Here is a 24,403-nt window from a genome sequence, read left to right as displayed (position 1 = left end):
AATTCATTTTAATTTTTTGACATCTTTGTCTAACTCTGCCTCCTAGGCCCTCGTGTCTAAGAACCTTCCACACGAGAAGGTAAAAAACACCTTCTGTGTGAAAGAACCTTAGCCAATAGGCCTAAACAGTCGGCGTCGCTTTTCTTTATAAGTCGCTGTTATGCAGAAAAATACATGACTGCTACTTGCTTTCTCCCTTTGTTTTAAACCTTGCATGTGGCAGGAAAAGGACCTGACCGCTTCTATGCATGGCCAGACCCTCTTGCCTACCTAAAAAGAAGGTTTTATGTCGGTTTTTCAATTGGTATTTTTATAGAAAAGTTTAGTATGTGCTAAACTTCTTTATTTTGTTAAGGAAGGAGAGACACTGTGAAGAAAAATAGACTGTTATTTCGTGTAATTATATTGCTCATATTAGGAGGGGCATTAGGATTTACGTTATATCAAAACTTTTTTGTTGATAAAGAGAAAGTACAAGTAGGAAAAGAAGCACCAAACTTCGTTGCCACTGATTTAGAAGGTAAAAAGATTACGCTAAAAGAATTGAAAGGAAAAGGGGTTTTCTTAAATTTCTGGGGGACATGGTGTAAGCCTTGTGAGAAAGAAATGCCATATATGAATGAACTGTACCCGAAATATAAGGAAAAAGGTGTTGAAATAGTGGCGTTAGATGCAGATGAAACGGAACTTGCGGTGAAAAATTTTGTGAGTGGATACGGGCTGAAATTTCCTGTAGCCATTGATAAAGGGCAAGAAATTTTAAATACATATGGTGTAGGGCCACTACCGACAACGTTTTTAATCGATAAGGATGGCAAGGTTATCGAAAAAATTACAGGTACACAATCAAAAGAACAAATGGAAGAATATTTAAAGAAAATTACTCCATAAGTGAGAAGAGTATAGAAAATCTATTCGTGCTCTTCAGTAATCGAGGTGCTGCACATGGATTTTCAGTACCTATCATGAGATTTCTGAGTATTTCGTTAATTCCCTCAGAAACATAGATACATAGGAATAAGAAAAAGGCGGTGAGAAATTTGGAACAAATAAAATGTGTTTGTGGTCACGTAAACCCAATTGGTACAATTTTTTGTGAAGCTTGCGGGAAGCCTTTTGAAGATGAACAGGATACAAATTTACTAGATATGCGATATGAGGGAAGTGCACGGCGCTCTCTTACACATACCAAAACAGTAATAGATAAAATTTGGAGCTTTTTTTCTTCCGTAAAAGTTGGAATATGGCTTATTGTAATTACACTTATCGCGTCTGGGATTGGAACGATTTTTCCGCAAGAAATGTATATTCCACCAACCATCACGCCGGGAGAATATTATGAACAGCAATATGGTTTCCTTGGAAAATTATATTATCAATTAGGATTTAATAATCTATATAGTTCCTGGTGGTATATGATTTTAATAGCATCTATTGGGATTTCTCTTGTTATATGTAGTTTAGATCGTGTTGTTCCTTTATATAAAGCGCTGAAAAAACAAAGGGTAACAAGACATCCAAGTTTTTTAAAAAGACAGCGATTATACGGAGTAGCGTTTGCGACAAAAGAAGAGATTGCACGTGTGAACGAGAACTTGAAAAAGAAAAAATACAACATTCAAGTGGAAGATGATAACATTCTAGCAGAAAAAGGCCGTTTTTCACGCTGGGGTCCATATGTAAATCATATTGGTCTTATTATTTTCTTATTTGGAACGATGCTGCGTTTTGTCCCTGGTATGTATGTAGATGCATCGCTTTGGCTTCGTGAAGGTGAAACGAAAGAAATTCCTGGAACAGACGGAAAGTACTATTTGAAAAATGAAAAGTTTATTAAAGAAGTTTATGATAAAAGTAAAGAAAATGAAGTATTTAATGAGGCGATTGATCGAGTTGGAAATAAAATGATTGCAAAAAATTATCAAACAAATGCTGTGTTGTATAAAGTGGTCGGGAAAAATGTTGCTGGCGAGCATCCGAAACTTGAGAAAGTGAAAGAGTATAACATTCGGGTAAATGAACCTCTTAAATTTGATGATTATGCTCTGTACCAAGTTGATTTTAAAGAAGGCGAATTTAGTAAAATGTCTTTCTCTTTACAAAAGAAAGATGGTGGACAAAAATGGGATCCGATTACAGTTGACCTAACAAATCCAAAAGAAACATACGATTTAGGAAATGGATATTCTTTGCATTTGTTAAGTTATTTTCCCGATTTTTACTTTGATGAAAGCGGAAAGCCGAATACAAAAACGAAGCTTCCTAACAATCCTGCTTTTGTCTTTAAAATGTTTACGCCTGAAACGCCGAATGGAGAAGTAAGCTTTGTCGGAATTCGACAAAATATAGAGCCCGAAGGAAACAACTTATACAAAATGTCTTTTGCAGGTGTAGAAATGCGCAATGTTACAGCACTTACTGTTCGGAAAGATTTAACACTTTGGGTTATAGCTTTAGGAGGTTTTATTTTCATGGTCGGTGTTATCCAAGGGATGTATTGGAATCATCGTCGCATTTGGATACAGCGTGTTGATAATGAATGGTGGATTGCTGGTCATACAAATAAAAATTGGTATGGTTTGCGAAAAGAGATCGAAAAAGTGTTAGAAGGGACAAATATTCCGCAGCCAAATGATAGAGTAAATGAGAAAAAAATTAGTTAAGGTGGGGAGAGAGTATGGTAGAAATAAGTAGTAATTTCTTATTTACTGCTTTCGTATTATATTTAGTTGCAACACTGTTTTTTGGGGGAGCGATTAAAGAAAAAGGGCGAAAGTGGGCAAACATAGGGATAAGTATTACGATTTTAGGTTTTGCTGCTCAGTCAGTATATTTTGTTACGAGATGGATTGCATCAGGGCATGCACCGGTTAGTAATTTTTTTGAGTTCGGGACATTTTTCGGTATGATGATGGTTGGTGCGTTTATTCTTATTTATTTTATGTATCGGACAAGTATACTTGGCTTATTTGCGCTCCCAGTTGCTATTTTATTAATTGCCTATGCAAGCATGTTTCCAAGAGAAATTACACCACTTATTCCATCGTTAAAAAGTAACTGGCTACATATTCATGTAACAACAGCAGCGGCTGGACAAGCTATTTTATCGATTAGTTTTATTACGGGGGTTATATATTTACTGAAAAATGTGGACCAGTCCAAAAAAAGCAAGCAAACATTTTGGCTGGAAGCAGTTATTTTTTCGCTTGTTTGTGTAATTGGATTTATAGCAGCGACAACTGCTTTTTCAAGTGTGAAGTATGAAGCGAAGTTCCAATGGATTAATAAAAATGAGCAGCAAGCAGAAATGGTATATAATTTACCTGCTTTAGTCGGTCCCCATGAAGGCAAGTTAGTTACAGCTGAAAAATTTGAACCTGTAATGGAAACGCCGGCTATTATCAATGCGAAAAAATTAAACACAGTGATTTGGTCGATACTTATAGGGACGGGTCTATATATTCTCTTAAGATTGATTTTGAGAAAACGAGTAGCAGCAGCGATTCAACCTGCACTGCAGAAAGTTGATAGTGATTTGCTTGATGAAATCGGCTATCGCTCTGTCGCAATTGGATTCCCAGTCTTTACGTTAGGTGCATTAATCTTTGCGATGATTTGGGCACAAATTGCATGGACGCGTTTTTGGGGCTGGGATCCGAAAGAGGTTTGGGCACTAATTACTTGGCTCTTTTATGCAGCGTTTTTACATTTACGCTTATCGAAAGGGTGGCACGGTGAAAAATCAGCGTGGCTTGCAGTAATTGGCTTTGCAATTATTATGTTTAACTTTGTAGTAGTAAACTTAGTGATTGCAGGTTTGCATTCGTATGCATAACAAAAATTGAAGTTCAACGAATTCTATTGTGCAGTTCATTATTGCGGTATAAAATAGGAAAGTGACTGTCACTTTCCTATTTTAATTTTGTTAATTTCTTTTCTTTTTTGAGAAAAACATGACAAAGTATAGAGTGATTTTGTAAAATAATGTCGAGGACAAATGGTATAGTTCAGGGAAAATACATATTTTTGGAAAAAATATGAACATATTTTATTATTTATGTGAAACATAATGCAAAAGTGAACTTTCTAATCGTGACGAGGTTTGTCTGTGAAAAGTTATTTCACTCTAATGAGAAATTACTACTAGCATGTGTCCTATTGATTTAACTAATTCTGATAAGGGAAGTTTCACTTTATTGAAGAAAGGTAGGTGTGAACCGCTGTGACATGTATGTGTACAGCGGATAGCCATGGAAAATGAACTAAAGATTTTAATTGTAGATGACGAAGATCGTATCCGTCGTTTGTTAAAAATGTATTTAGAGAGAGAGCAGTACATCATTGATGAAGCTGACAACGGAGAAACGGCTTTAGAAAAAGCATTGCAAACTGACTATGATCTTATCCTTTTAGATATTATGATGCCTGGAAAAGATGGTATTGAAGTTTGTAAAGGTATTCGTGAGAAAAAGGCAACGCCAATTATTATGCTAACGGCAAAAGGAGAAGAAATAAATCGAGTGCAAGGATTTGAAGTTGGCACAGATGATTATATCGTAAAACCGTTTAGTCCGCGTGAAGTTGTGTTGCGTGTAAAAGCTGTGCTACGTCGTTCAGTTACAACAACATTCTTTACACAAGATACAACAACAAAAGATGTTACTGTATTCCCGCACTTAACAATTGATAATGATGCACATCGTGTTACAGCAGATGGAGAAGAAGTGAATTTAACACCAAAAGAATATGAATTATTACTATTTTTAGCGAAGGCACCTGATAAAGTATTTGACCGAGAACAATTATTAAAAGAAGTATGGCAGTATGAATTTTTCGGTGATTTACGTACGGTTGATACGCATGTAAAGCGTTTGCGTGAGAAATTAAGTAAAAAATCAGCAAATGCAGCGAAAATGATTGTAACAGTATGGGGTGTTGGTTACAAGTTTGAGGTTGTGAACGATTGATGCTTTGGAAAAGTGTTGTTGGGAAATTATGGATGACCATTTTACTCCTCGTTTCCTTCGTCCTGGGCTTTGTTGCTATTTTACTTTCTCAGTTTTTCGACAATTATTATGTGACGATGGGAGAAACAAGGCTGACGAATGTTGCAACGAGCGTTTCTGAATTAATAGAAGAGGGAGCAGATGAGAAGACGATAGAACATATCGCATATAAATTCGTTGATCCTCTTTCGCGGATTATTGTTGTTAAAGAGGGTGATAAAGTATCTGCTTCTCCGGCTCAACGAGGATTGGTAACATTAACACTAGATGATTTAAAAAATGACAAAGAGTTACAAGCGGTATTTACAGAACGTAAAAAGGTACAAAAAATAAAAAGCGTCCCAGATGAAAAAAACAAGAAAAATCATGAAAATGATATTATGGTTGTCGGTGTTCCGTTAAAGTCATCAAAAGATGGTGCAGTTTTTGTATATCAATCGTTACAAGTCCCAAAACAGGGAATAGAAAAATCGACAGATTTTATCTTTTTATCTGCGGGGATTGCAATTATTTTAACAACATTCTTTGCGTTTTTCTTATCAACCCGGATTACAGCACCACTTCGTAAAATGCGTGAAGTAGCTTTTGAAGTAGCGCGCGGGAAATTTGATGCAAAGGTACCAGCGGTTTCACAAGATGAAATAGGTGAATTGGCAACAGCTTTAAATCAAATGGGGAAACAATTGAAGTTTAATATGAATGCCCTGCAGCAAGAAAAAGAACAGCTTTTTAGCATTTTAAGTAGTATGGCCGATGGTGTTATTACGTTAAACCAAGAAGGAGAAGTTGTTGTAATTAATCCGCCAGCAGAGCGTTTCTTACAAGTATGGCATGAAGAAAAAGAGATAGAGTTAAGTGCAAGTTTGCCATCTGAGCTTGTTGAACTGTTCCATTTAGTTGTAGAAAGTGAACAAGAGCAAGTTGTGGAAATTAATTTAGAAAAAGGTAATTATGTTGTATTGATGACGCCGCTATACAATCAGACAAAGATTCGAGGGGCTGTTGCAGTTCTTCGTGATATGACGGAAGAACGTCGTCTTGAGAAAATGCGGAAAGATTTTATTGCAAACGTATCGCATGAATTACGTACACCGATGGTTATGCTTCAAGGATATAGCGAAGCAATTTTAGATGACATTGTTCAAACGAAAGAAGAAGTACATGAATTTGTGCAAATCATTTATGATGAATCTGTACGATTAGGGCGTCTTGTGAATGAATTATTAGATTTAGCTCGAATGGAGAGCGGTCATGTAGAATTACATATATCAGAGGTAGATGTCGTTCCGTTTGTTGAAAAGATTGCCCGGAAATTCCAAGGGATAGCAAAGGAAAAAGAAGTACAATTGTTAGTTGATTTTCGAACTTCCATAAAGCAGCATTCTTTTGATCCTGATCGAATGGAACAAGTGTTAACAAATTTAATTGATAATGCGTTGAGACATACAAATACCGGCGGTAGAGTATCGCTTATTATTGATGAGAAAAATAACGGAATTGTATTTGAAGTTGTAGATTCTGGGGTTGGTATTCCAGAAGAGGACATTCCGTTCTTATTTGAGCGTTTTTATAAAGCAGATAAAGCTCGTACACGCGGAAAAACAGGTGGTACAGGCTTAGGGCTTGCGATTGCCAAAAACATTGTGCGAGGACATGAGGGTAAATTAACAGTGTCGAGTGTAGTAGGTGAGGGTACAACATTCTCTGTATATTTGCCGTCAGAAGTATGATGAAAAGCTTATCTTTTTGATAAGCTTTTTTTATAGCGTGAAACAATGAGTAGTAGGGGCTGAATTCTCTAATGAGTACCAATTGAATTTTTATGGGTAAGTATCTCTAGTCTATATAAATCCAAATTAAAAAACGACATAAAACCATCTTTTTTTAGGTGGGCGAGAGCATCTGGCCATGCATAGAAGCGGTCAGGGCCTTTTCCTGCCACATGCGAAGTTTAAACAAAGGGAGAAAGCGAGTGGAAGCTCTTTTTTTCTGAATAGCAGCAATCTATATGTTGAAAAATCAAAATGGATGCATATAGTAAAAGAGTATATAAGAGAAGGGAGAAAAGTATGAAGCTCTATACAAAAACAGGAGATAAAGGCCGAACAAGTCTTATTGGAGGGCGCGTAGATAAAGATGATTTGCGTGTGGAAGCATACGGAACACTTGATGAGGCGAATTCGTTTATTGGGCATGCAATGACACTACTGCAAGGTAAATTGTTTCAAGATATTTACCTGGAACTTGAAAAGATTCAGCATGAGTTGTTTGATTGTGGCGGGGATTTAGCGATTGTGAAGAAAAAAAATCCGTATAAAGTAACAGAGGATATCATTACTTTTCTAGAGAAAAGGATTGATGTATATATGAAAGAAGCACCGCCACTGGAGCGTTTTATTTTACCAGGTGGAAGTGAAGGAGCAGCGATTATTCATATCGCTCGTACTGTTACAAGAAGAGCAGAACGGTGTATCGTTTCTTTAAAGAAACAAGATGAGATAAATGAACATGTTTTGCAATATGTAAATCGGTTATCGGATTATTTATTTGCAGTTGCAAGAGTTGTGAATAATCGTTTGAATGTAAAAGATGTAGAATATGAAAGAAGCGCAATTGTATTTCGGGATGAGCAAGAAAAGAAAGAGAAATAGACTCTTTCTTTTTTTGTATACTTTTTTCTATAATTAACCACAATAGAGAAAGTGTGATGGTTATTTAGAAAACGGAGGATTTACAATGAAAGCTTTAAAGGTGATATTGTTTTTCTTTTGTATCTTTTTTATAGGACAAACAGAAGGAGTTGCTGAGGAAAAACAGTGGACGTGGCCGGTAGAGGGACGAATTAGCGATTATTTTGGAACGAGAAATGGAAAGCATTTTGGCATTGATATTGCTGCACCAATAGGCACTTCAATTGCAGCTATGCAAGATGGCATTGTAACAAGATCTTATTTTTCTGATAGTTATGGTCATGTTGTATTTATTAAACATAGAGATTATGAAGCTGTATATGCACATATGAATAAACGACTTGTGAGAGAGGGAGAAGAGATTTTGCAAGGGCAAATAATTGGACAAGTAGGGAATACTGGACAATCTAATGGTGCGCATTTACATTTAGAAATTCATAAAGGGTCTTGGACGATAGCGAAAACACATGCGGTTAATCCGCTGCAAATTCTTGGAGAAAAACAAAATACAGTAGTATCTGCTTCTGTATATGTTGTACAAAAGGGAGATACATTAGTGAGTATTGCTAGGAAGTTTGGCACAACTGTTGGAGAATTGAGAGTAAAAAATCAACTGCAAAAAGATATCATTTATCCGTCGCAAAAATTACATATTAATTGAAAAAAGAGCTAGGAAGCCTAGCTCTTTTGTTGTTACCAAAAAATAAAGAGGCAAATAAATCCAGTAATTGCTAAATAGCTATAATAATAAAATACTTTTTCTCTTGTTTTTTCTTCTGTTTTAAAAAGGACAATAGTAGGTTCAATAAGGCCGATAACAAAACAAAGTAGACCGAGCAACATACATCCGAGGGACAGTGAATACAAAGCGACTTGGACGACTTGAAATGGAACGATAACTTTTAATACAAACGCAATGAGTGCAGTATAGAAAATTGTTCCAATATACATATTTAATGTTGTATTAGAGCGATAACCGGGCAGTTTTTTGAAAAATGGTCTAGAAACAATTTCTATTTCTAAAGATGTGTAAGTTTCAATGATTTTTTCTGCCTTCTTTCCCTGGTGAAACAGAGAAAGAATCCAATTCCGTTTTCCTTGAAAGACGAACTGGGTTTTTGTTAAATAATGATCGATTTTGACTTTTCTCCAGCTTTTCCATGGGTGTCGTTCGCAAAGCTTTAGTTTACTGTCTGAATCTTTATCATATTGGTATATGCTAATTCCATGTTCATCAAAGGCAGCATAATATGTATCCCTTGAGAATTTTCCTAAGTCAACAGGACAATAGAACAGTAATTCCTTTTTTAAATAAAAGTATTCTTTGCGAAGATTTTTTTTCATAACTTCTTGAATAGGCTGTTTTTTTTCTTTACTCATGACATTTCCTCCACTGTAAGAAAATGCTGTTTTCTTAACAATATCATATCTTATCACTTTCGTGTACGAATGGCTAGAGAATTGTAAATAAAAAGGAACAAACACAAAAAAATGTTCTTTTTTGTCATATTATTTACTGATTGCTAGAATGTCATGCAATTAAGAAGGTTTGACTATATAAAGTTTAATAAGAATTATATAAAGTGAAACTTCCGTCAGTGGGGGGTCTTACTGCCCGCAAATAGCGGGATAAATAAAAATTTAAAACCCTCGTACTTTTAGATAGAATAGAGTATTTGACCATGCATAGAAGCGATCAGGGCCTTTTTCTGCCACATGCAAGGGAAGGTGCTGCACAATGTGAATGAAAAAGAAGCATTTTCATTCACATTGTTTTAAAGTTGTTGTATAATGATGGGGAAAATAGAATATCGGTCTATCTTCGGGGCAGGGTGAAAATCCCGACCGGCGGTGATGAACACATGTATTTGTTCTAAGCCCGCGAGCCGTTAAGGCAGGATTTGGTGCGATTCCAAAGCCGACAGTACAGTCTGGATGGGAGAAGATGGAGGTTCAAGCGTTCAAAAAAGATAAGTATTTGAACGTCTATTTGATGTGCCTAAAATTTCTCCCTTTGCGTTTCGGATGCAAAGGGTTTTTTCATGCTAAAATATTAGGGCATAGCAGAACCTTTCCACTTTCCATGAGATGATCGATGGAAAAGGAGAGAGAAATATGAAACAACAGAAGAGTGTAGTAAAAATGATGAGCGTTGCGATGCTAGGTAGCATTGCGTATTTACTAATGATGCTGGATTTTCCATTTCCAGGATTACCGCCGTTTTTGAAAATTGATTTTAGTGATGTCCCAGCGTTAATTGTAGCTATTATTTTTGGACCGCTTTCAGGGGTGATTGTAGAGGCGATAAAAAACGTTCTGTATTATGGCATCCAAGGAAGTTTGACGGGAGTGCCGGTAGGGGAAATGGCGAATTTTATTGCTGGATGTCTCTTTATTCTTCCGGCATCTATTTTGTTTCGTAAACATCGCACAGTTAAAAGTTTAACAACTGGATTGATGTTAGGAGTAATTTGTATGACTCTTATTATGAGTGTGCTAAATTATTTCATCATTTTACCAGCTTACACTTGGTTCTTAGGTCAACCTGCTATGTCTAGTGGTGCAATGCGTCAAACAATTGTGGCGGCGATTTTACCTTTTAATTTAATTAAAGGAATTATAGTAACAATTGTTTTTGTTCCTTTATTTTCTCGATTAAAAGTATGGGTGTTTGCGAAAATGCAAAATGCATAAAGTGAAACTTCCATCAGTGGGGGGGGTCTTCATCCCCACTGATGGAAAGCCCGCCCAATCGGGCTTTTACGGGCAGTTATCCCCACCTATCTTCTTTGCTTCCCTCTCAATCTTGAGGTAGGGGTCTTACTGCCCGTTAATGCGGGATAAATAGAAGATTTTGCATCAGTGGAAATTTTTCTGCTGATGCTTTTTTATCCTGTAAAAGTCTGATTGCCGAGAGGTTTCCATTCATTTGGAAGGAAAATAACAATGATGGAAATTCATTTTTATAGAATAAAAAATAACCCTCAAATAATGAGGGTTATTTTTTGAAGTCACCGATGGAGACTATTCGAATTTTAATGCATCGCCGTCAAATGCTTCATCTGCCACCTTAATAGAATCAGTTGGGCAACCTTCAAATGCATCCATCATATCATCGATTAATACATCTGGAATTTCAACGATACCTTGGTTATCATCTAACGTTACGAATGCAATACCTTCATCATCGTAATCATAAATATCTGGTGCAGCTGCTCCGCAAGCTCCACATGCAATGCAAGTATCTTTGTCAACGATTGTATATTTTGCCATCTTTATATTACCTCCTAGAGAATATGTATAAAAAACACTGATAAAAATTCTAATCCTATTGTAAAACGGTTTTTGGAACTTTTCAATATAAAATTATAATGATAATGCTTATCAATTAGATCTGTCAACTAATTTCTTTAGTTATCCATGATGTTTTTAAAATATCTAAATAAGATGCATTTTGTTACAATGGAAGTAGAAGTAGAAGTAGACTGAAAGGGTGGAAGCGGCATTGCAGCTACAATATACCGTACTATACTGTTTAAAACAATTAGAAGGTGAACGAACAGTTTCTTCTATTTATTACCTTTTAAAAGGAAAGCGTTCTTCACAAACATTACAAGATGGGAATATGTTTCACCTTTCCTTTTTATTTGGTGTATATAAATCTCTAAGACGTCATAATTATGATAAACAGATTGAAACATTATTAAACGCACAACTTATTACGTGTGTGCATGAAAATACTTACATTTTAACTGAAGCGGGAGAGAAACAAATAAATGAATGGGAGAAAATATTTTATTTTCCGAAACATTTACATGGCCTGCAATACGGCGAACTTGGAGAGAGTTTTTGGAAAAGATTATCTTTAATTATACAAACTGTATCTAATTTGCAGCAGCAATGTGTGAAATTTCTTCCGATTCAACAAGATACAGAAATTACGATATGGGTAAAACGATTTATTATGAGCTCTTCTGTTTCAAGAGGACATTTAGCAAAGCAGTTATATAAAGAAATAAATTTCATATTAATGAATGTGACTTCTATAGAAGCAACTATTTTTGTGTACCGTCTAACGGGATATCATCGTATTGGTTATACAACAGATCAGCTTGGAGATATGATGAAACAAGATGCGTTTCGCGTATATCTTTTATTTTGGGGAACAATTCATTTCATCATTCAACATGTGCAACATCATAAGCAACAGTTTCCGTTGTTAACACAAATCATTGCGTATCCAAATGAAAAAGCAGATTTATTTAGTATATCCACACAAAAAACGTATCAATTATGGAAACAAGGAAGAACTATGGAAGAAATTGCGAGAATCAGGAAACTAAAGGTTGCAACAATTGAGGATCATATTGTAGAAATTGCATTACGTGAGAAAGAATTTGAAGTAGAGCAATTTATAGAAAAAGAAAAAATGAAGCAAATACAGAACATGATTGAGAAGTTGCAAACGCGGAAGCTGCGAATATTAAAACAAGCTGCTGGAGAGCATGTTTCCTATTTTGAGATTCGTCTTGTATTAGCGCGAGTAGGAGGATTACATGAAGCTTGAAAATAGTTTATATCAGTGGTTTGGATACCGAACATTTCGATCAGGGCAAAAGGAAGTTATTGAAGATTTATTAAAGGGAAATTCTGTTGTAGCGATGTTGCCAACCGGCGGCGGGAAATCGCTTTGTTATCAGCTACCAGGTCTTGTACAAGATGGAACGGTACTGATTGTTTCACCGTTATTGTCATTAATGGAAGATCAAGTTACACAATTAAAATATATAGTGAAAAATCAAGTTATTGCTCTTAATAGCTTTCGGACAATGATAGAAAAAAAAGAAGCTATGCGGCGGCTGCATTCCTATAAATTTGTATTTGTATCTCCCGAAATGTTGCAATCAGATATGTTGTTAAAAGAATTACGAAAAATTCATATTTCTTTATTTGTTGTGGACGAAGCACATTGTATTTCTCAATGGGGATATGATTTTCGAACAGATTATAAAAAGCTAGATCAAGTTATCGCATCGATGGGTTACCCACCGGTTCTTGCTTTAACAGCTACTGCTACGAAAGAAGTATTACAAGATATTATTGAAAGCTTACATTTGAAAGATGTGAAGCAGCATCTACATTCGATTGATCGTCCTAATATTGCTATGAAAATCGAGTTTGTTCAAACTATTCAAGAGAAAAAAGAAGTATTGTTATCTCATGTGAAATATTTACAAGGTCCTGGGATCATTTATTGTTCAAGCAGGGCTTGGACTGAACGTCTTGCAGCGTATTTAAGGGATGAAGGTATTGACGATGTTGCACATTATCACGGGGGAATGGAACATGAAGAGCGGATGTTAATTCAGCAACAATTTATGAACGATCAACTTCAACTTGTTGTGTGTACAAGTGCATTTGGTATGGGAGTAAATAAGCAAAATACACGCTATATTATTCATTTTCATTATCCAATAAATATAGAATCTTATTTACAAGAGATTGGACGAGCGGGCCGTGATGGAGAGCCAAGCATTGCTATTTTGTTATGTAGCCCGCTTGATCATGATTTGCCGCTCTCCATTATTGAAGAAGAATTACCAAATGAACAACAAATTCGTTTTTTATTTTCCTTATTACGAGAAACAACGTTACAAAACAAAGTGTTATCGTTAGAAGATGTAGAAGAAATTTGCTATAATGCAGCGGGATTGAATGAACAATACTGGAGATTTATTCGATATCATTTCGAAAAGATGAAAATCATACAACGTAGGAAGTTGATAATTGAATCCTTGTCAGATGAAGCGGAGCAGAAATTAATTACAGAAGTAAGAACGCGGCTTTGTAATAAATACGGTCAACTAGAAACGATGAAAGAATGGATATGGCGAACAGATTGTAAAAGAGAAGCAATTCTTTCTGAATTTGGATATACAAAGGAAATGCAACCGGAAAATTGTTGTACTTATTGTGGGATTCATATGGAAGATTATAAAAAAAAGAAAGCGAGACAATCTGTTTTCGACTATAATTGGGAAACAGAGTTACAATTGCTCTTCGGATTTAGAGGGAAGGAATGATGGATATACGCAAGAAAAGTATTGAAGACATGAACCCAAAAGAAATCCGACTGAATTTATATATTACACAAGTAATCGTTATATGTATGGGAATACTATTAGCGTATATATTCTTTCCAAGCATGGATACATTTCTATCTTTGTGGAACTGGGATTTTTCATCTATTTTTTTTATAGGTGGCGGAGTAGCTTGTATTATTGTTCTATTGGATTATATTGCGATGCATCTCTTTCCTGAATCATGGTTTGATGATGGTGGGATAAATAATCGTATGTTTCAAGGCATGTCTGTTATTCATGTGTTGGTTGTTACTCTTTTAATAGGAACAGCAGAAGAATTTCTATTTCGTGGTGTGATACAAACGTATTTTGGTCTAATTTTTGCGAGTGTGGTATTTGCGGTTTTACATATTCGCTATATTACTAAGCCGTTTTTATTTTGTTTTGTATTGCTGATTAGTATTGTATTTGGTTATGTGTTTCAATATACAGGGAATTTATTAATTACAATTTTTGCGCATTTTTTAGTCGATTTCATAATGGGATTACAATTAAGAAATCAAATGAAAGATGGTGGTGACCGAGATGACGACGAGGCAGACAACAGAGTTTGAAGAGAATATGGAAGAGTCAACGCAAACAGAAGAGGGTTTACCGCCACGTAGTGAAGTTCATAAAGACAAAAAAAATAAAAAATCAAAATTTAAAATAAAGCACTTTTTTGTTCGAATTTTAACAGTATTATTTATCCTTCTTCCTGTTGGGGTTTTATGGTATACTGAGCATTACATTGTGGAAAAAAACAAGAAATCTGCTGCCGATTCTGAACAAAGTGCATTTGAAGTTATTTTTTTTAATTCAAAAAAGAAAACAAATCATGAATCAAAATCATCCTCATCAAAGACATTTCAGTTTCATACAGTGAAAGAAGGAGAAACTTTGGGAGAGATTGCAAAGAATTATTTTCCGGACGAAGATGGAATAGCGATTATAAAGAAATATAATGAGGTAGCAGAAGTATTAGAACCAGGACAGGTATTGAAAATTCCGAAGAAGACAGGATCAGAAACGAAAAAATAAAGTAAAGAGAAATTTTTATTCTCCAATTCGCTGACGGTAAGCCCCCTATCTTAAGATTGTGAGGAATTTGAAGAAGGTAGGTGGGAAATAACTGCTGGCTCACATCAATCTTATTTTTACAGAGAGTAATTCCTCTCTCTTTATAAATTTGATGTAGGTCTTACTACACGCAAATAACTTGATGAAGAAAAACCTTCTACTGATTGTAGAAGGTTTTTCTTCAAGATGTGTTATGATGTGATTATATAAATTCATTTTAATTTTTCGACATATAAGTTGCTGCTACGCAGAATACAACATGACCTGTACTTGCTTGCTCCCTTTGTTTTAAACCTCGTATGTGGCAGGAAAGGGCCCTGACCGCTTCTATGCACAGCCAGATGCTCTTGTCCTCTCCTAAAAAGAAAGGGGTTTTTATGTCGTTTTTTAACTTGTATATATAGATAGATTCTGTTAAGAAGAAAGTTGGGAAAAGTGTATGTCATGGGGAGTTTTAGGCTGTTTTATTTTATGTATTGTAATTGTTTGTTTTATTATGATGTATAGAGAAGCGATGCATGATACATTGTTAGAGCACACCATATCATTTGCGAATTTTCCAATTAGTTTTGGAGAAGTTCGAATTTTTTTTATTTCAGATATTCACAGAAGAACGGTCTCTCAATCTTTAATACAGCAAGTGAAAGGTAAAGTAGATCTTGTTATTATAGGTGGGGATCTAGCGGAACAAGGAGTACCTCTATCACGAGTAGCTGATAATATTAAACGGTTAAATGAAATTGGGCAAGTATATTTTGTTTGGGGAAATAATGATTATGAAATTGATTTTCACGAATTAGACGCGTTACTTCTTCAAAATGGTGTGAAAATTTTGGATAATACGGCGACTTTATTTGAATCGGAGCTTGGTGAAAAAATATGGTTACTAGGTGTTGACGATGTAGGTTTGAAGCGTGATCGATTAGATTTAGCATTAGCAGATTGTAAAGAAGAGGGTTTTCGCATCCTTGTGAGCCATAATCCTGATATTTTATATAAATTAAATGGAACCGAGCGCATCTCCTGTATATTAAGTGGTCATACGCATGGTGGACAAATTCGATTGTTTCATGCTACACGTTTTTTGAAAGGTGGAATTTATGAATATCCACATACGACTTTGTTTGTAAGTAATGGTTATGGAACAACATTTGTACCATTGCGTTTTCGTGCGCCTGCACAAACGCATTTGATTACATTTCGAAGAAAAGATTGACGTTGTTTTTTTAAGGTGGGAAGATATATGCCAAGATCAACAGGTAAATATAATATTAAAGCAATTTCAAAAATGCTCGGTATACATCCGGGAACATTGCGAGCTTGGGAAAGACGATATCAAATCATTACACCGAAACGTAATGATGCTGGACATCGTTTATATACGGAAGAACATGTTCAAATCTTTAAATGGCTTATTAACAAACTGAACCAAGGATTTACCATTGGACAAGCAGTTAGTTTATTAGAAAATAATCAATTACGAAATCACAATTTATTAGAAAAAGAATATAATAAAGTAGAACTTTTAGTAGACGATATCTTGTATTCTTTGTTAAAATTTGATGAAATACAAGCTCTTGAATTATTGGATGAAGCGTTTAGTATTTTTTCTATAGATAAAGTAATTGCAGATGTATTCATAAAATTGTTGGTCAAGTTAAGAGAGAAACGCTTGAATGAAAAAATAACAAGCGCAGAGGAACAATATGCAATGTCCTTTTTACGATCACGTATGGGAGCGATTTACTATAGTATACCCACCAATACAAGAACATCAAAGGTGCTTTCAGTATGTGTTCCAGGAGAATTACATGAACTCGAATTATTTATTTTTACAACATATTTACGACGAAAAGGTTATCCAACAATCTACATTGGGACAGGCATAGAAGAGGACAGCATTCATGATATAATCACACGAGTAAATCCTAAAATTTTGTTTATTTCTTGCACAATGCAAGAAAATATAATGGCAAGTGTTCAGCTTGCAAAGAGATTACGTGAGCAATATAAGAATCTTACTATCGGACTTTCTGGTGTTGCTTTTAGATTTGCTTCTAATGAAGAAAAAGAAGAGATTCATAACTTGTTTGTTGGCGATACGAGAGAAGAGTGGGATGAATGGTTAAAAATGTCAGAATAGTTGTTCGGAAAGAACCATCTATTTTCTGTTTCATATAATAAAAATTAGATACAACGGTTGCGTAAGGAGGTTACGGGATGAGGCTGGAACGTTTAAATTATAATAAAATAAAAATCTTTCTAACGTTCGATGATTTGTCAGAACGTGGACTTACGAAGGAAGATTTATGGAAAAATGCTCCTAAAGTACAACAACTATTTCGAGATATGATGCAAGAAGCAAATAAAGAGCTCGGCTTTGAAGCTGATGGCCCAATTGCAGTAGAAGTGTTTTCATTGCAAGCACAAGGTATGGTTGTTATTGTTACAAAAGAAAATCAAGAGTTAGATACGGAAGAAGAATTTCAAGATGAATTTATTGAAATGCAAGTTACTCTTGACGAGAGTGAGCATATATTATACGAATTTACTTCATTAGACGATATAATTGCATTAGCTGGTCGTTTATATGGCCTAGGAATAACAGGTGGAAAGCTTTATGGATGGCAAGATCGTTTTTATTTATGGTTAGAAGAGGAAACGACTACGTTATTGAAAGAAGATATGATTGCTATTTTGGCGGAATTTGGTAACTCTTCCACAATTACAATTTATCGAATGATGGAATATGGAAAAGAACTGATGGCAAATGACGCAATTAAACAAATCTACAATTACTTTATCGCAAAAGAAAACCTCAGCTAAGTGATATAGTTGAGGTTTTTCTTTATATAAAGCATTTAAACATTATATTATATAAAAAACGTTAACTTTTTAATCATTTTGCTTTTCTAAAAACAACAAAAAGACTATAATAATGTTGAAAACGTTTGCAAAAATAAAAAAGGTTTGCATATATTTGTTAGCGTTTTCTCTTGCATTCCTATTTTAAGAGTGTATACTAGGCAATGAAGGTTTACTAAACAAGTGAAATTACAGGGGGTTTACTTACTATGGTAGCCGAAAAGGGAGCTCAAACACAAACACAACAAAGAGAACAACATTTTGAACTGTTGAATTCGACGCAAATTGTTATTAAAGAAGCCTTAGAAAAATTGGGTTATCCAAACGAAGTATATGAATTACTTAAAGAACCGATTCGTATGATGACAGTAAAGATTCCAGTTCGTATGGATGATGGAACTGTTAAAATATTTACAGGATATCGTGCTCAGCATAATGATGCTGTTGGCCCAACAAAGGGTGGTATTCGCTTCCATCCAAATGTAACGGAAAATGAAGTGAAAGCACTTTCGATTTGGATGAGCTTAAAATGTGGTATTGTTGACTTACCATACGGTGGAGGTAAAGGTGGTATCGTTTGTGACCCACGTGAAATGTCTTTCCGTGAGTTAGAAAGATTAAGTCGTGGCTATGTAAGAGCAATTAGCCAAATCGTAGGGCCGACAAAAGATATTCCAGCTCCAGACGTATTTACAAATTCACAAATTATGGCATGGATGATGGATGAATATAGCCGCATTGACGAATTTAACTCACCTGGATTTATTACAGGGAAGCCTCTTGTATTAGGTGGATCTCATGGTCGTGAAACAGCGACTGCAAAAGGTGTAACAATTTGTATTCGTGAAGCAGCGAAAAAGCGTAATATTGATATTAAAGGTGCGCGTGTTGTTGTACAAGGATTCGGAAATGCAGGTAGCTTCTTAGCTAAGTTTATGCACGATGCAGGAGCGAAGGTAATTGCGATTTCGGATGCTTACGGTGCACTTCATGATCCAAATGGTTTAGACATTGATTATTTATTAGACCGTCGTGATAGCTTCGGAACAGTAACAAAATTGTTCAATAATACGATTTCAAATAAAGAATTATTAGAACTAGATTGTGATATTTTAGTGCCAGCTGCCATTGAAAATCAAATTACAGAAGAAAATGCAGCAAATATTAAAGCGAAAATTGTTGTAGAGGCAGCAAACGGTCCTACAACATTAGAAGCAACGAAAATTTTAACAGAACGTGGCATTTTACTTGTTCCAGACGTATTAGCAAGTGCTGGCGGCGTAACAGTTTCTTACTTTGAGTGGGTACAAAACAACCAAGGTTACTATTGGACAGAAGAAGAAGTAGAAGCTCGTTTAGAAAAAGTAATGGTAAGCTCGTTTGATTCTATTTACGAAACATCGCAAATTCGTAAAGTGGATATGCGTTTAGCAGCTTATATGGTTGGGGTTCGTAAAATGGCAGAAGCAAGTCGCTTCAGAGGCTGGGTATAAACCGATTATTGATTATGAAAACCGCAATTTCCTTAAAGGAAGTTGCGGTTTTTTGTCGTAATTAGATTGAAAGATTAAGTGGAGTTTCCATTCGTATTTCTACTGATGGTAAGTTGAAGGAATATATGTATGTAAGTTAAAAAACTGACATAAAACCTTTTCTTTTTTATGGGAGGACGAGAGCGTCTGGCCGTGCATAGGAGCGGTCAGTGCCTTTTCTTGCCACATGCGAGATTTTCAAACAAAGGGAGCAAGCAAGTGCAGGTCATGATGTATTCTGCATAGCAGCGACTTATATGTCGAAACATTAAAACAGATTTATATAGAAAAGTGCTGAAGGAAAGGCGGAGAAACATGCAAATAGATTTAATGAAACGAGTGGTTGAATTAGAACAACGAATTATGAATTTAGAAAAGAAATTAGAGGAAAAACAACCGAGAAAAATACCACCTATTCGGTTGCTAGGAGAAGCATTTGCTTCTCTGTTGTTTGGAATATGTATTATTGGTCCACTCATTACAGGTGTATATGCATTAGTTGTATTGCTTATGAGTTACATGAATTTATAAAAAGCAAAAAAGAACAGTTGTTCCGGTAGAACGTTTGTGCTATACTCTCCTTAGATAGAAAAACAGAAATAAAGTGAAATTTCCATGGTGAGGAGTTTAGTCGGCATTCATTGATGGAAAGCATTCGCTAATTATAAAGGAGAGATTTTAATGAAAACGACCGCAGAACAACGTTTTATGATGCCAGCACATGTAATGGAGCGAGTTGGAGTTTTATGTAAGAAGAACGTGAAAGGTTCTTCCTTCCTGCGTACAGTGAGTCGTTTTTTTGGTTTAGAAACGAAACAAGATGAGATTTGGTTTTATGGCTTTTATACGGTGGCGGTAAGTGTACTATTGTTTATGGTGTTTGTTTCGAATATGATGGATTTTCTGTTTTTATAATAATGTTTGCGATAGGGACACATCATCTGAATACATATAAGATTAGAGAGATTATTCTATAAGAGCGGAGATGATGTTAATGGCGAAGTTTCCTATACAGCGAAATTACATTAAACATGGAAGCTCAAGGTCTGGCCTTCCACTTTCAAAAGTTCGTTTTATTGTCAGTCATGACACAGGGAATCCAGGTAGTAATGCAATTGGAAATCGAGACTATTTCAATGAAGTGCAACCGAAAGCCTCAGCTCATACATTTATTGATGATACAACCATACTCGAGATTATTCCAATCAATGAGGTAGCCTACCATGTTCGGTACAACGTTCCAACAGATAATGATATGTATGGTTACAATGCTAATAGCGCAGCGATTGGCGTTGAACTTTGCTACGGTGGGAATGTGAATTTTTGGGATGCATATACACGTTTTACTTGGTATCATGCCTATTTGTGTCATAATTTTGGGTTGAATCCAAGGTCGGATATTGTTTCACATAAAAAGCTTGATCCTGCTCGTAAAATTGATCCAGAACGCGTATTAAATAATCAAGGTATACCTTTTAAACAGTTTTTAGCGGACGTCTATCGCATGTACGTATCGTATAGATGACAAATATATGAAAAATGAATACAATAAAGATAGGTGCCTACTGCTGAAAGTAGGTTTTTTCTTGTTTTTAATTGTTTATTTGGATAGAGAGTAGAAGACTAGGAGTTGAGCCTTACATGGAAAAGGAAACAGCAATTATCATCGGAGGCGGGCCGTGCGGATTAGCGGCAGCGATTGCGATGCAAAATGTTGGAATTAATCCACTTGTGATTGAAAAAGGGAATATTGTTAATGCAATCTATAATTATCCAACACACCAAACGTTTTTTTCATCTAGTGAAAAACTAGAAATTGGTGGAGTGGCCTTTATTACAGAAAACCGTAAGCCTGTTCGGAATCAAGCATTAGCATATTATCGGGAAGTAGTGAAACGGAAACATGTACGTGTGAACGCGTTTGAACGAGTAGAAGAAGTAAGGAAAGAAGAAGATATCTTCCTTGTTCAAACAATAAAAGATGATGGAGAACAAAAGAAGTACAATGCAAAATATGTTATTATCGCAACTGGATATTATGACAATCCTAATTATATGAATGTTCCTGGAGAAGAGTTAGAAAAAGTAGCGCATTATTTTAAAGAAGGGCATCCCTATTTTAATCGGGACGTTATCGTCATAGGTGGAAAGAATTCAAGTGTAGACGCGGCGTTAGAGCTTGTAAAATGCGGAGCACGTGTGACAGTTTTATATCGTGGTCAAGTATATTCTCCAAGTATTAAGCCGTGGATTTTACCAGAATTTGAAGCGTTAGTTCGGCAAGGAACGATAAAAATGGAATTTGGTGCACATGTAAAAGAAATTACAGAACATACAGTCACATATACAGTGGGAAACGAAGAATATACGGTTTCAAATGATTTTGTCTTTGCCATGACAGGTTATCATCCAGATCATAGTTTTTTAACAAAAATGGGTGTAGAAATTGACTCTGAAACAGGAAGACCGCTGTATAAAGAAGAGACGATGGAAACGAATGTGGAAGGGATTTTTATTGCAGGTGTAATTGCTGCTGGTAATAACGCAAATGAAATTTTTATAGAAAATGGTCGATTCCATGGAGATGCAATTGCGAAAATTATTGCAGCTCGAGAACAGAAAAATGAATAATGGAATAGTGACAAATGAAAAACACCTCCGTCTAATTCGTAAGTTTAAGAATTAGATGGAGGTGTTTTTGTTACAATCAAATTTTAATGTCTAAACATAGCCTGAATTTCTGTTTGTTCTTTTGTTCCTTCTAGTGCAACAAGTAGCTTAATACGAGCCTTTTGAGCATTTAAACCATATGTGAAGATAATGCCCATATTTTTCAATTGTTTGCCGCCGCCCTCGTAAGAATATACATCTTGGACAATTCCGTTAAAACAACGAGAAACAAGAACAACTGGAATATCTTTATCTATCAAACGTTGCAGAGCAGGAAGTGTACGCGGTGGTAAGTTTCCTTGTCCGAGTGCTTCGATAATGATTCCATCAATTGGCAATTGTTCAATTGCCGCCAATAATGTTTCATCCATACCAGCATACGCTTTTAATATGACAACATTTTTTGTAATTTGTGTGACAGCATATTTTTCATGATGTACTAATGCGTGATGGAAGACAACACCGCGCTTTGTTACCATTCCAATTGGTCCGTATTGTGGACTTTGGAATGTTGCTACGTTACTTGTATGTGTTTTTGTCACATTCGTTGCACAGTGAATTTCATCGTTTAATACGACAAGAACGCCTTTTCCTTTTGCCTCTTCACTACTCGCAACTTTTACTGCTGACAAAAAGTTATATAAACCATCCGCCCCTAACTCATTACTTGAACGCATTGCTCCTGTAACGACAATTGGAACATCAGCTTGTACAGTTAAGTCAAGAAAATAAGCTGTTTCTTCCAGTGTGTCTGTTCCATGTGTAATGACAACACCTTGCATGTTATCGTTCTTAACCTTCTCGTTAATCATGACTTGCAATTGCAACATTTCATTTGGTGTCATGTGAGGAGATGGAAGATGAAAGACATCTTCAACAATTAAATCGATATCTTCTTCTAAATTTGGAATGAATTTTAAAAGTGGATTTTGTGCGCCTGGTTGAACAACTCCAGTTTCTTTATCTTCCTCCATCGCAATTGTTCCACCTGTGTGTAAAACAAGAATTTTTTTCAATGCCTTTACCCCTCTCCAATCAATGAAAATACATTAAAAACATAACATGATTTGATTGAATTCGACAATGAAAAAAGTATAAAACTTATAAGCGAATATCACAATGAAAATAAAGTGAAAATTCCATCAGAAGAGAGAGCTTCATTCTGCCTGTTAACAGTTATCCATTTTGTAATTTAAAGGCGGACGTTTTAGCGCCTGCTAGAGCGAAATGATGAGTAAAAGGAGATGTAGGTTTTGAAAACAATAGAGAAAATTTTAATTTGGTTACTTATTGGACAATGCCTTTGTTTGTTTATTGTTCAATTGCTTTTAACAGAAGAGAACATAGCGAAATATGTATCAAAAGTTGTCTATTATGAAGGAGTCACAAAAGGGGTTATAACAAATATTTTAGAGGTAAATCAATAGTTTTTTTCGTTTGCTTCTAAGAAAGAGTGTGCTACAATAGTTGAGGACTTGAAACGGGGTAAAGTGAAACGGTTATTAGTGTAAAAATTCAATCGTTAATGGAATCAATCGGATTTTTACTTCCTGTTAATGTAAAATGAAACAATGATGAGGGAAGCAGGGAATACCTGCTTTTCCTTCTGTTCTTATAAGTGAAAAATGGGGTGTTACAATGGAGAAACGAATTTCAATTGCAATTGATGGCCCGGCAGCTGCAGGGAAAAGTACGGTTGCTAAAATTATTGCTAAAAAATTATCTTATGTTTATATTGATACGGGTGCAATGTATCGTACTGTAACATATGCGGCATTAGAGCAAGGTATTGATATTGAAAATGAAGAAAAGTTAATGAAAATAATTAGGGATATAGACATTTCATTTCAGCATGGAGAAAATGCGCAGCTTGTCTTTTTAAACGGAAAAGATGTATCGGAAGTGATTCGTACACCAGAAGTAACAAATCGCGTATCAATTGTGGCAAGACACCGCCTTGTACGTGAAGAAATGGTACGTCGTCAGGAAGCTTTAGCGGAAAAAGGCGGCGTTGTTATGGATGGTCGTGATATTGGGACGCATGTATTGCCGAATGCGGAAGTGAAAATTTTTATGCTAGCTTCCGTTGAAGAACGAGCGGAAAGAAGACATTTAGAAAACATACAAAAAGGATTTCCTTCTAACTTAGAACAACTAAAAGAAGAAATTGCGCGCCGTGATAAATTAGATTCGGAACGTGAAGTGTCTCCATTAAAGAAAGCTGAGGATGCAATTGAATTAGATACAACGTCTTTATCTATTGAAGAGGTAGTTCAAAAGATTATGGATATTGTATCTGCAACATTCGTAAAATAAAGGAAGGGGGTAACCTCTTCCTTTATTTTTGTTTCTGTTTGTTAATAAGGAGACAATTTCCTTGACAAATTCATCAATTTGTTAGAAGTTAGTAAAAGAGGGTATTTTCTAAATATTTTACA

The 24,403-nt window shown here is 35.5% G+C and carries 25 protein-coding genes and 1 riboswitch; of the genes, 22 read left to right on the top strand and 3 right to left on the bottom strand.

The window, feature by feature from the left end:
* The first annotated feature begins 369 nt into the window (after positions 1-369).
* From BM350_RS06725 to BM350_RS06695, 7 genes are all read left to right on the top strand, one after another.
* On the top strand, positions 370-891 hold the full coding sequence (locus BM350_RS06725; RefSeq protein WP_090915513.1) for a thiol-disulfide oxidoreductase ResA: 522 nt from the start codon (positions 370-372) through the stop codon (positions 889-891).
* 149 nt (positions 892-1,040) lie between these two features.
* Positions 1,041-2,663: a cytochrome c biogenesis protein ResB gene (locus BM350_RS06720; RefSeq protein ID WP_090915515.1), complete on the top strand. Its 1,623-nt coding sequence runs from the start codon at positions 1,041-1,043 to the stop codon at positions 2,661-2,663.
* Between the two features lie 14 nt (positions 2,664-2,677).
* A complete protein-coding gene (gene ccsB, locus BM350_RS06715; protein ID WP_090915517.1) occupies positions 2,678-3,835 on the top strand; it encodes a c-type cytochrome biogenesis protein CcsB in 1,158 nt (385 codons plus the stop codon).
* A gap of 415 nt (positions 3,836-4,250) precedes the next feature.
* Positions 4,251-4,967, top strand: a complete 717-nt coding sequence (gene resD / locus BM350_RS06710) for a DNA-binding response regulator ResD (RefSeq protein WP_090915519.1) — start codon at positions 4,251-4,253, stop codon at positions 4,965-4,967.
* A 32-nt stretch (positions 4,968-4,999) separates the two neighbouring features.
* Positions 5,000-6,736 (top strand): ATP-binding protein, encoded by a 1,737-nt coding sequence (locus BM350_RS06705; RefSeq protein WP_280141367.1) that lies wholly within the window; start codon positions 5,000-5,002, stop codon positions 6,734-6,736.
* A 339-nt stretch (positions 6,737-7,075) separates the two neighbouring features.
* Positions 7,076-7,657: a cob(I)yrinic acid a,c-diamide adenosyltransferase gene (locus BM350_RS06700; RefSeq protein ID WP_090915522.1), complete on the top strand. Its 582-nt coding sequence runs from the start codon at positions 7,076-7,078 to the stop codon at positions 7,655-7,657.
* Between the two features lie 85 nt (positions 7,658-7,742).
* Positions 7,743-8,357, top strand: coding sequence for a peptidoglycan DD-metalloendopeptidase family protein (locus tag BM350_RS06695; protein WP_090915523.1), 615 nt, complete (start codon positions 7,743-7,745; stop codon positions 8,355-8,357).
* Between the two features lie 32 nt (positions 8,358-8,389).
* Here the strand turns inward: BM350_RS06695 and BM350_RS06690 are convergent, their stop codons facing one another.
* Positions 8,390-9,076: a hypothetical protein gene (locus tag BM350_RS06690; RefSeq protein WP_090915525.1), complete on the bottom strand. Its 687-nt coding sequence runs from the start codon at positions 9,074-9,076 to the stop codon at positions 8,390-8,392.
* A gap of 434 nt (positions 9,077-9,510) precedes the next feature.
* Positions 9,511-9,647, top strand: a riboswitch (FMN riboswitch).
* Between the two features lie 164 nt (positions 9,648-9,811).
* Here BM350_RS06690 and BM350_RS06685 point away from each other — a divergent pair.
* On the top strand, positions 9,812-10,390 hold the full coding sequence (locus BM350_RS06685; protein ID WP_090915527.1) for an ECF transporter S component: 579 nt from the start codon (positions 9,812-9,814) through the stop codon (positions 10,388-10,390).
* A gap of 330 nt (positions 10,391-10,720) precedes the next feature.
* On the opposite strand, the gene BM350_RS06680 is transcribed toward BM350_RS06685, so the two are convergent.
* The gene (locus BM350_RS06680; protein WP_017152544.1) at positions 10,721-10,969 is read right to left on the bottom strand and encodes a ferredoxin; all 249 of its coding nucleotides are present in this window, start codon (positions 10,967-10,969) and stop codon (positions 10,721-10,723) included.
* A 232-nt stretch (positions 10,970-11,201) separates the two neighbouring features.
* On the opposite strand from BM350_RS06680, the gene BM350_RS06675 reads away from it, so the two are divergent.
* From BM350_RS06675 to BM350_RS06620, 12 genes are all read left to right on the top strand, one after another.
* On the top strand, positions 11,202-12,263 hold the full coding sequence (locus BM350_RS06675) for a YpbB family protein (RefSeq protein ID WP_090915529.1): 1,062 nt from the start codon (positions 11,202-11,204) through the stop codon (positions 12,261-12,263).
* Positions 12,253-13,779, top strand: coding sequence for a RecQ family ATP-dependent DNA helicase (locus BM350_RS06670; protein ID WP_090915531.1), 1,527 nt, complete (start codon positions 12,253-12,255; stop codon positions 13,777-13,779). The genes BM350_RS06675 and BM350_RS06670 overlap by 11 nt, the downstream gene beginning before the upstream one ends.
* Positions 13,779-14,393: a CPBP family intramembrane glutamic endopeptidase gene (locus BM350_RS06665; RefSeq protein ID WP_090915533.1), complete on the top strand. Its 615-nt coding sequence runs from the start codon at positions 13,779-13,781 to the stop codon at positions 14,391-14,393. The genes BM350_RS06670 and BM350_RS06665 overlap by 1 nt, the downstream gene beginning before the upstream one ends.
* Entirely contained in the window at positions 14,365-14,859 is a 495-nt protein-coding gene (locus BM350_RS06660) for a LysM peptidoglycan-binding domain-containing protein (protein ID WP_090915535.1), read from the top strand. Before BM350_RS06665 ends, BM350_RS06660 begins: the two co-directional genes overlap by 29 nt.
* Before the next feature lie 478 nt (positions 14,860-15,337).
* A complete protein-coding gene (locus tag BM350_RS06655; RefSeq protein WP_090915536.1) occupies positions 15,338-16,114 on the top strand; it encodes a metallophosphoesterase in 777 nt (258 codons plus the stop codon).
* Positions 16,115-16,141: 27 nt separating this feature from the next.
* A complete protein-coding gene (locus tag BM350_RS06650) occupies positions 16,142-17,041 on the top strand; it encodes a MerR family transcriptional regulator (RefSeq protein ID WP_090915538.1) in 900 nt (299 codons plus the stop codon).
* 77 nt (positions 17,042-17,118) lie between these two features.
* The gene (locus tag BM350_RS06645) at positions 17,119-17,724 is read left to right on the top strand and encodes a genetic competence negative regulator (RefSeq protein WP_090915540.1); all 606 of its coding nucleotides are present in this window, start codon (positions 17,119-17,121) and stop codon (positions 17,722-17,724) included.
* A 248-nt stretch (positions 17,725-17,972) separates the two neighbouring features.
* Positions 17,973-19,256 (top strand): NAD-specific glutamate dehydrogenase, encoded by a 1,284-nt coding sequence (gudB, locus tag BM350_RS06640; RefSeq protein ID WP_090915542.1) that lies wholly within the window; start codon positions 17,973-17,975, stop codon positions 19,254-19,256.
* Positions 19,257-19,610: 354 nt separating this feature from the next.
* Positions 19,611-19,826 carry a hypothetical protein gene (locus BM350_RS06635; protein ID WP_090915544.1) on the top strand — a complete coding sequence of 72 codons (216 nt, stop codon included), beginning with the start codon at positions 19,611-19,613 and terminating at the stop codon, positions 19,824-19,826.
* Between the two features lie 150 nt (positions 19,827-19,976).
* Entirely contained in the window at positions 19,977-20,210 is a 234-nt protein-coding gene (locus BM350_RS06630; protein WP_090915546.1) for a DUF3961 domain-containing protein, read from the top strand.
* Positions 20,211-20,289: 79 nt separating this feature from the next.
* Positions 20,290-20,820 carry a peptidoglycan recognition protein family protein gene (locus BM350_RS06625; RefSeq protein ID WP_090915547.1) on the top strand — a complete coding sequence of 177 codons (531 nt, stop codon included), beginning with the start codon at positions 20,290-20,292 and terminating at the stop codon, positions 20,818-20,820.
* A gap of 116 nt (positions 20,821-20,936) precedes the next feature.
* A complete protein-coding gene (locus tag BM350_RS06620) occupies positions 20,937-21,926 on the top strand; it encodes a YpdA family putative bacillithiol disulfide reductase (protein WP_090915549.1) in 990 nt (329 codons plus the stop codon).
* An 83-nt stretch (positions 21,927-22,009) separates the two neighbouring features.
* On the opposite strand, the gene BM350_RS06615 is transcribed toward BM350_RS06620, so the two are convergent.
* The gene (locus BM350_RS06615; RefSeq protein WP_090915551.1) at positions 22,010-22,981 is read right to left on the bottom strand and encodes an asparaginase; all 972 of its coding nucleotides are present in this window, start codon (positions 22,979-22,981) and stop codon (positions 22,010-22,012) included.
* A 237-nt stretch (positions 22,982-23,218) separates the two neighbouring features.
* Between BM350_RS06615 and BM350_RS26820 the strand changes: the two genes are divergently transcribed.
* Complete coding sequence (locus tag BM350_RS26820) at positions 23,219-23,392, top strand: DUF5359 family protein (protein WP_090915553.1); 174 nt, start codon at positions 23,219-23,221, stop codon at positions 23,390-23,392.
* Between the two features lie 211 nt (positions 23,393-23,603).
* On the top strand, positions 23,604-24,281 hold the full coding sequence (cmk, locus tag BM350_RS06605; RefSeq protein ID WP_090915555.1) for a (d)CMP kinase: 678 nt from the start codon (positions 23,604-23,606) through the stop codon (positions 24,279-24,281).
* Positions 24,282-24,403 lie beyond the last annotated feature (122 nt).

The organism is Bacillus sp. 103mf (assembly GCF_900116295.1).
GTDB classification, from domain to species: domain Bacteria; phylum Bacillota; class Bacilli; order Bacillales; family Bacillaceae_G; genus Bacillus_A; species Bacillus_A bruguierae.
The sequence above is the reverse complement of the archived record's forward strand: the minus strand, read 5'-3'. Positions and strand labels throughout refer to the sequence as shown.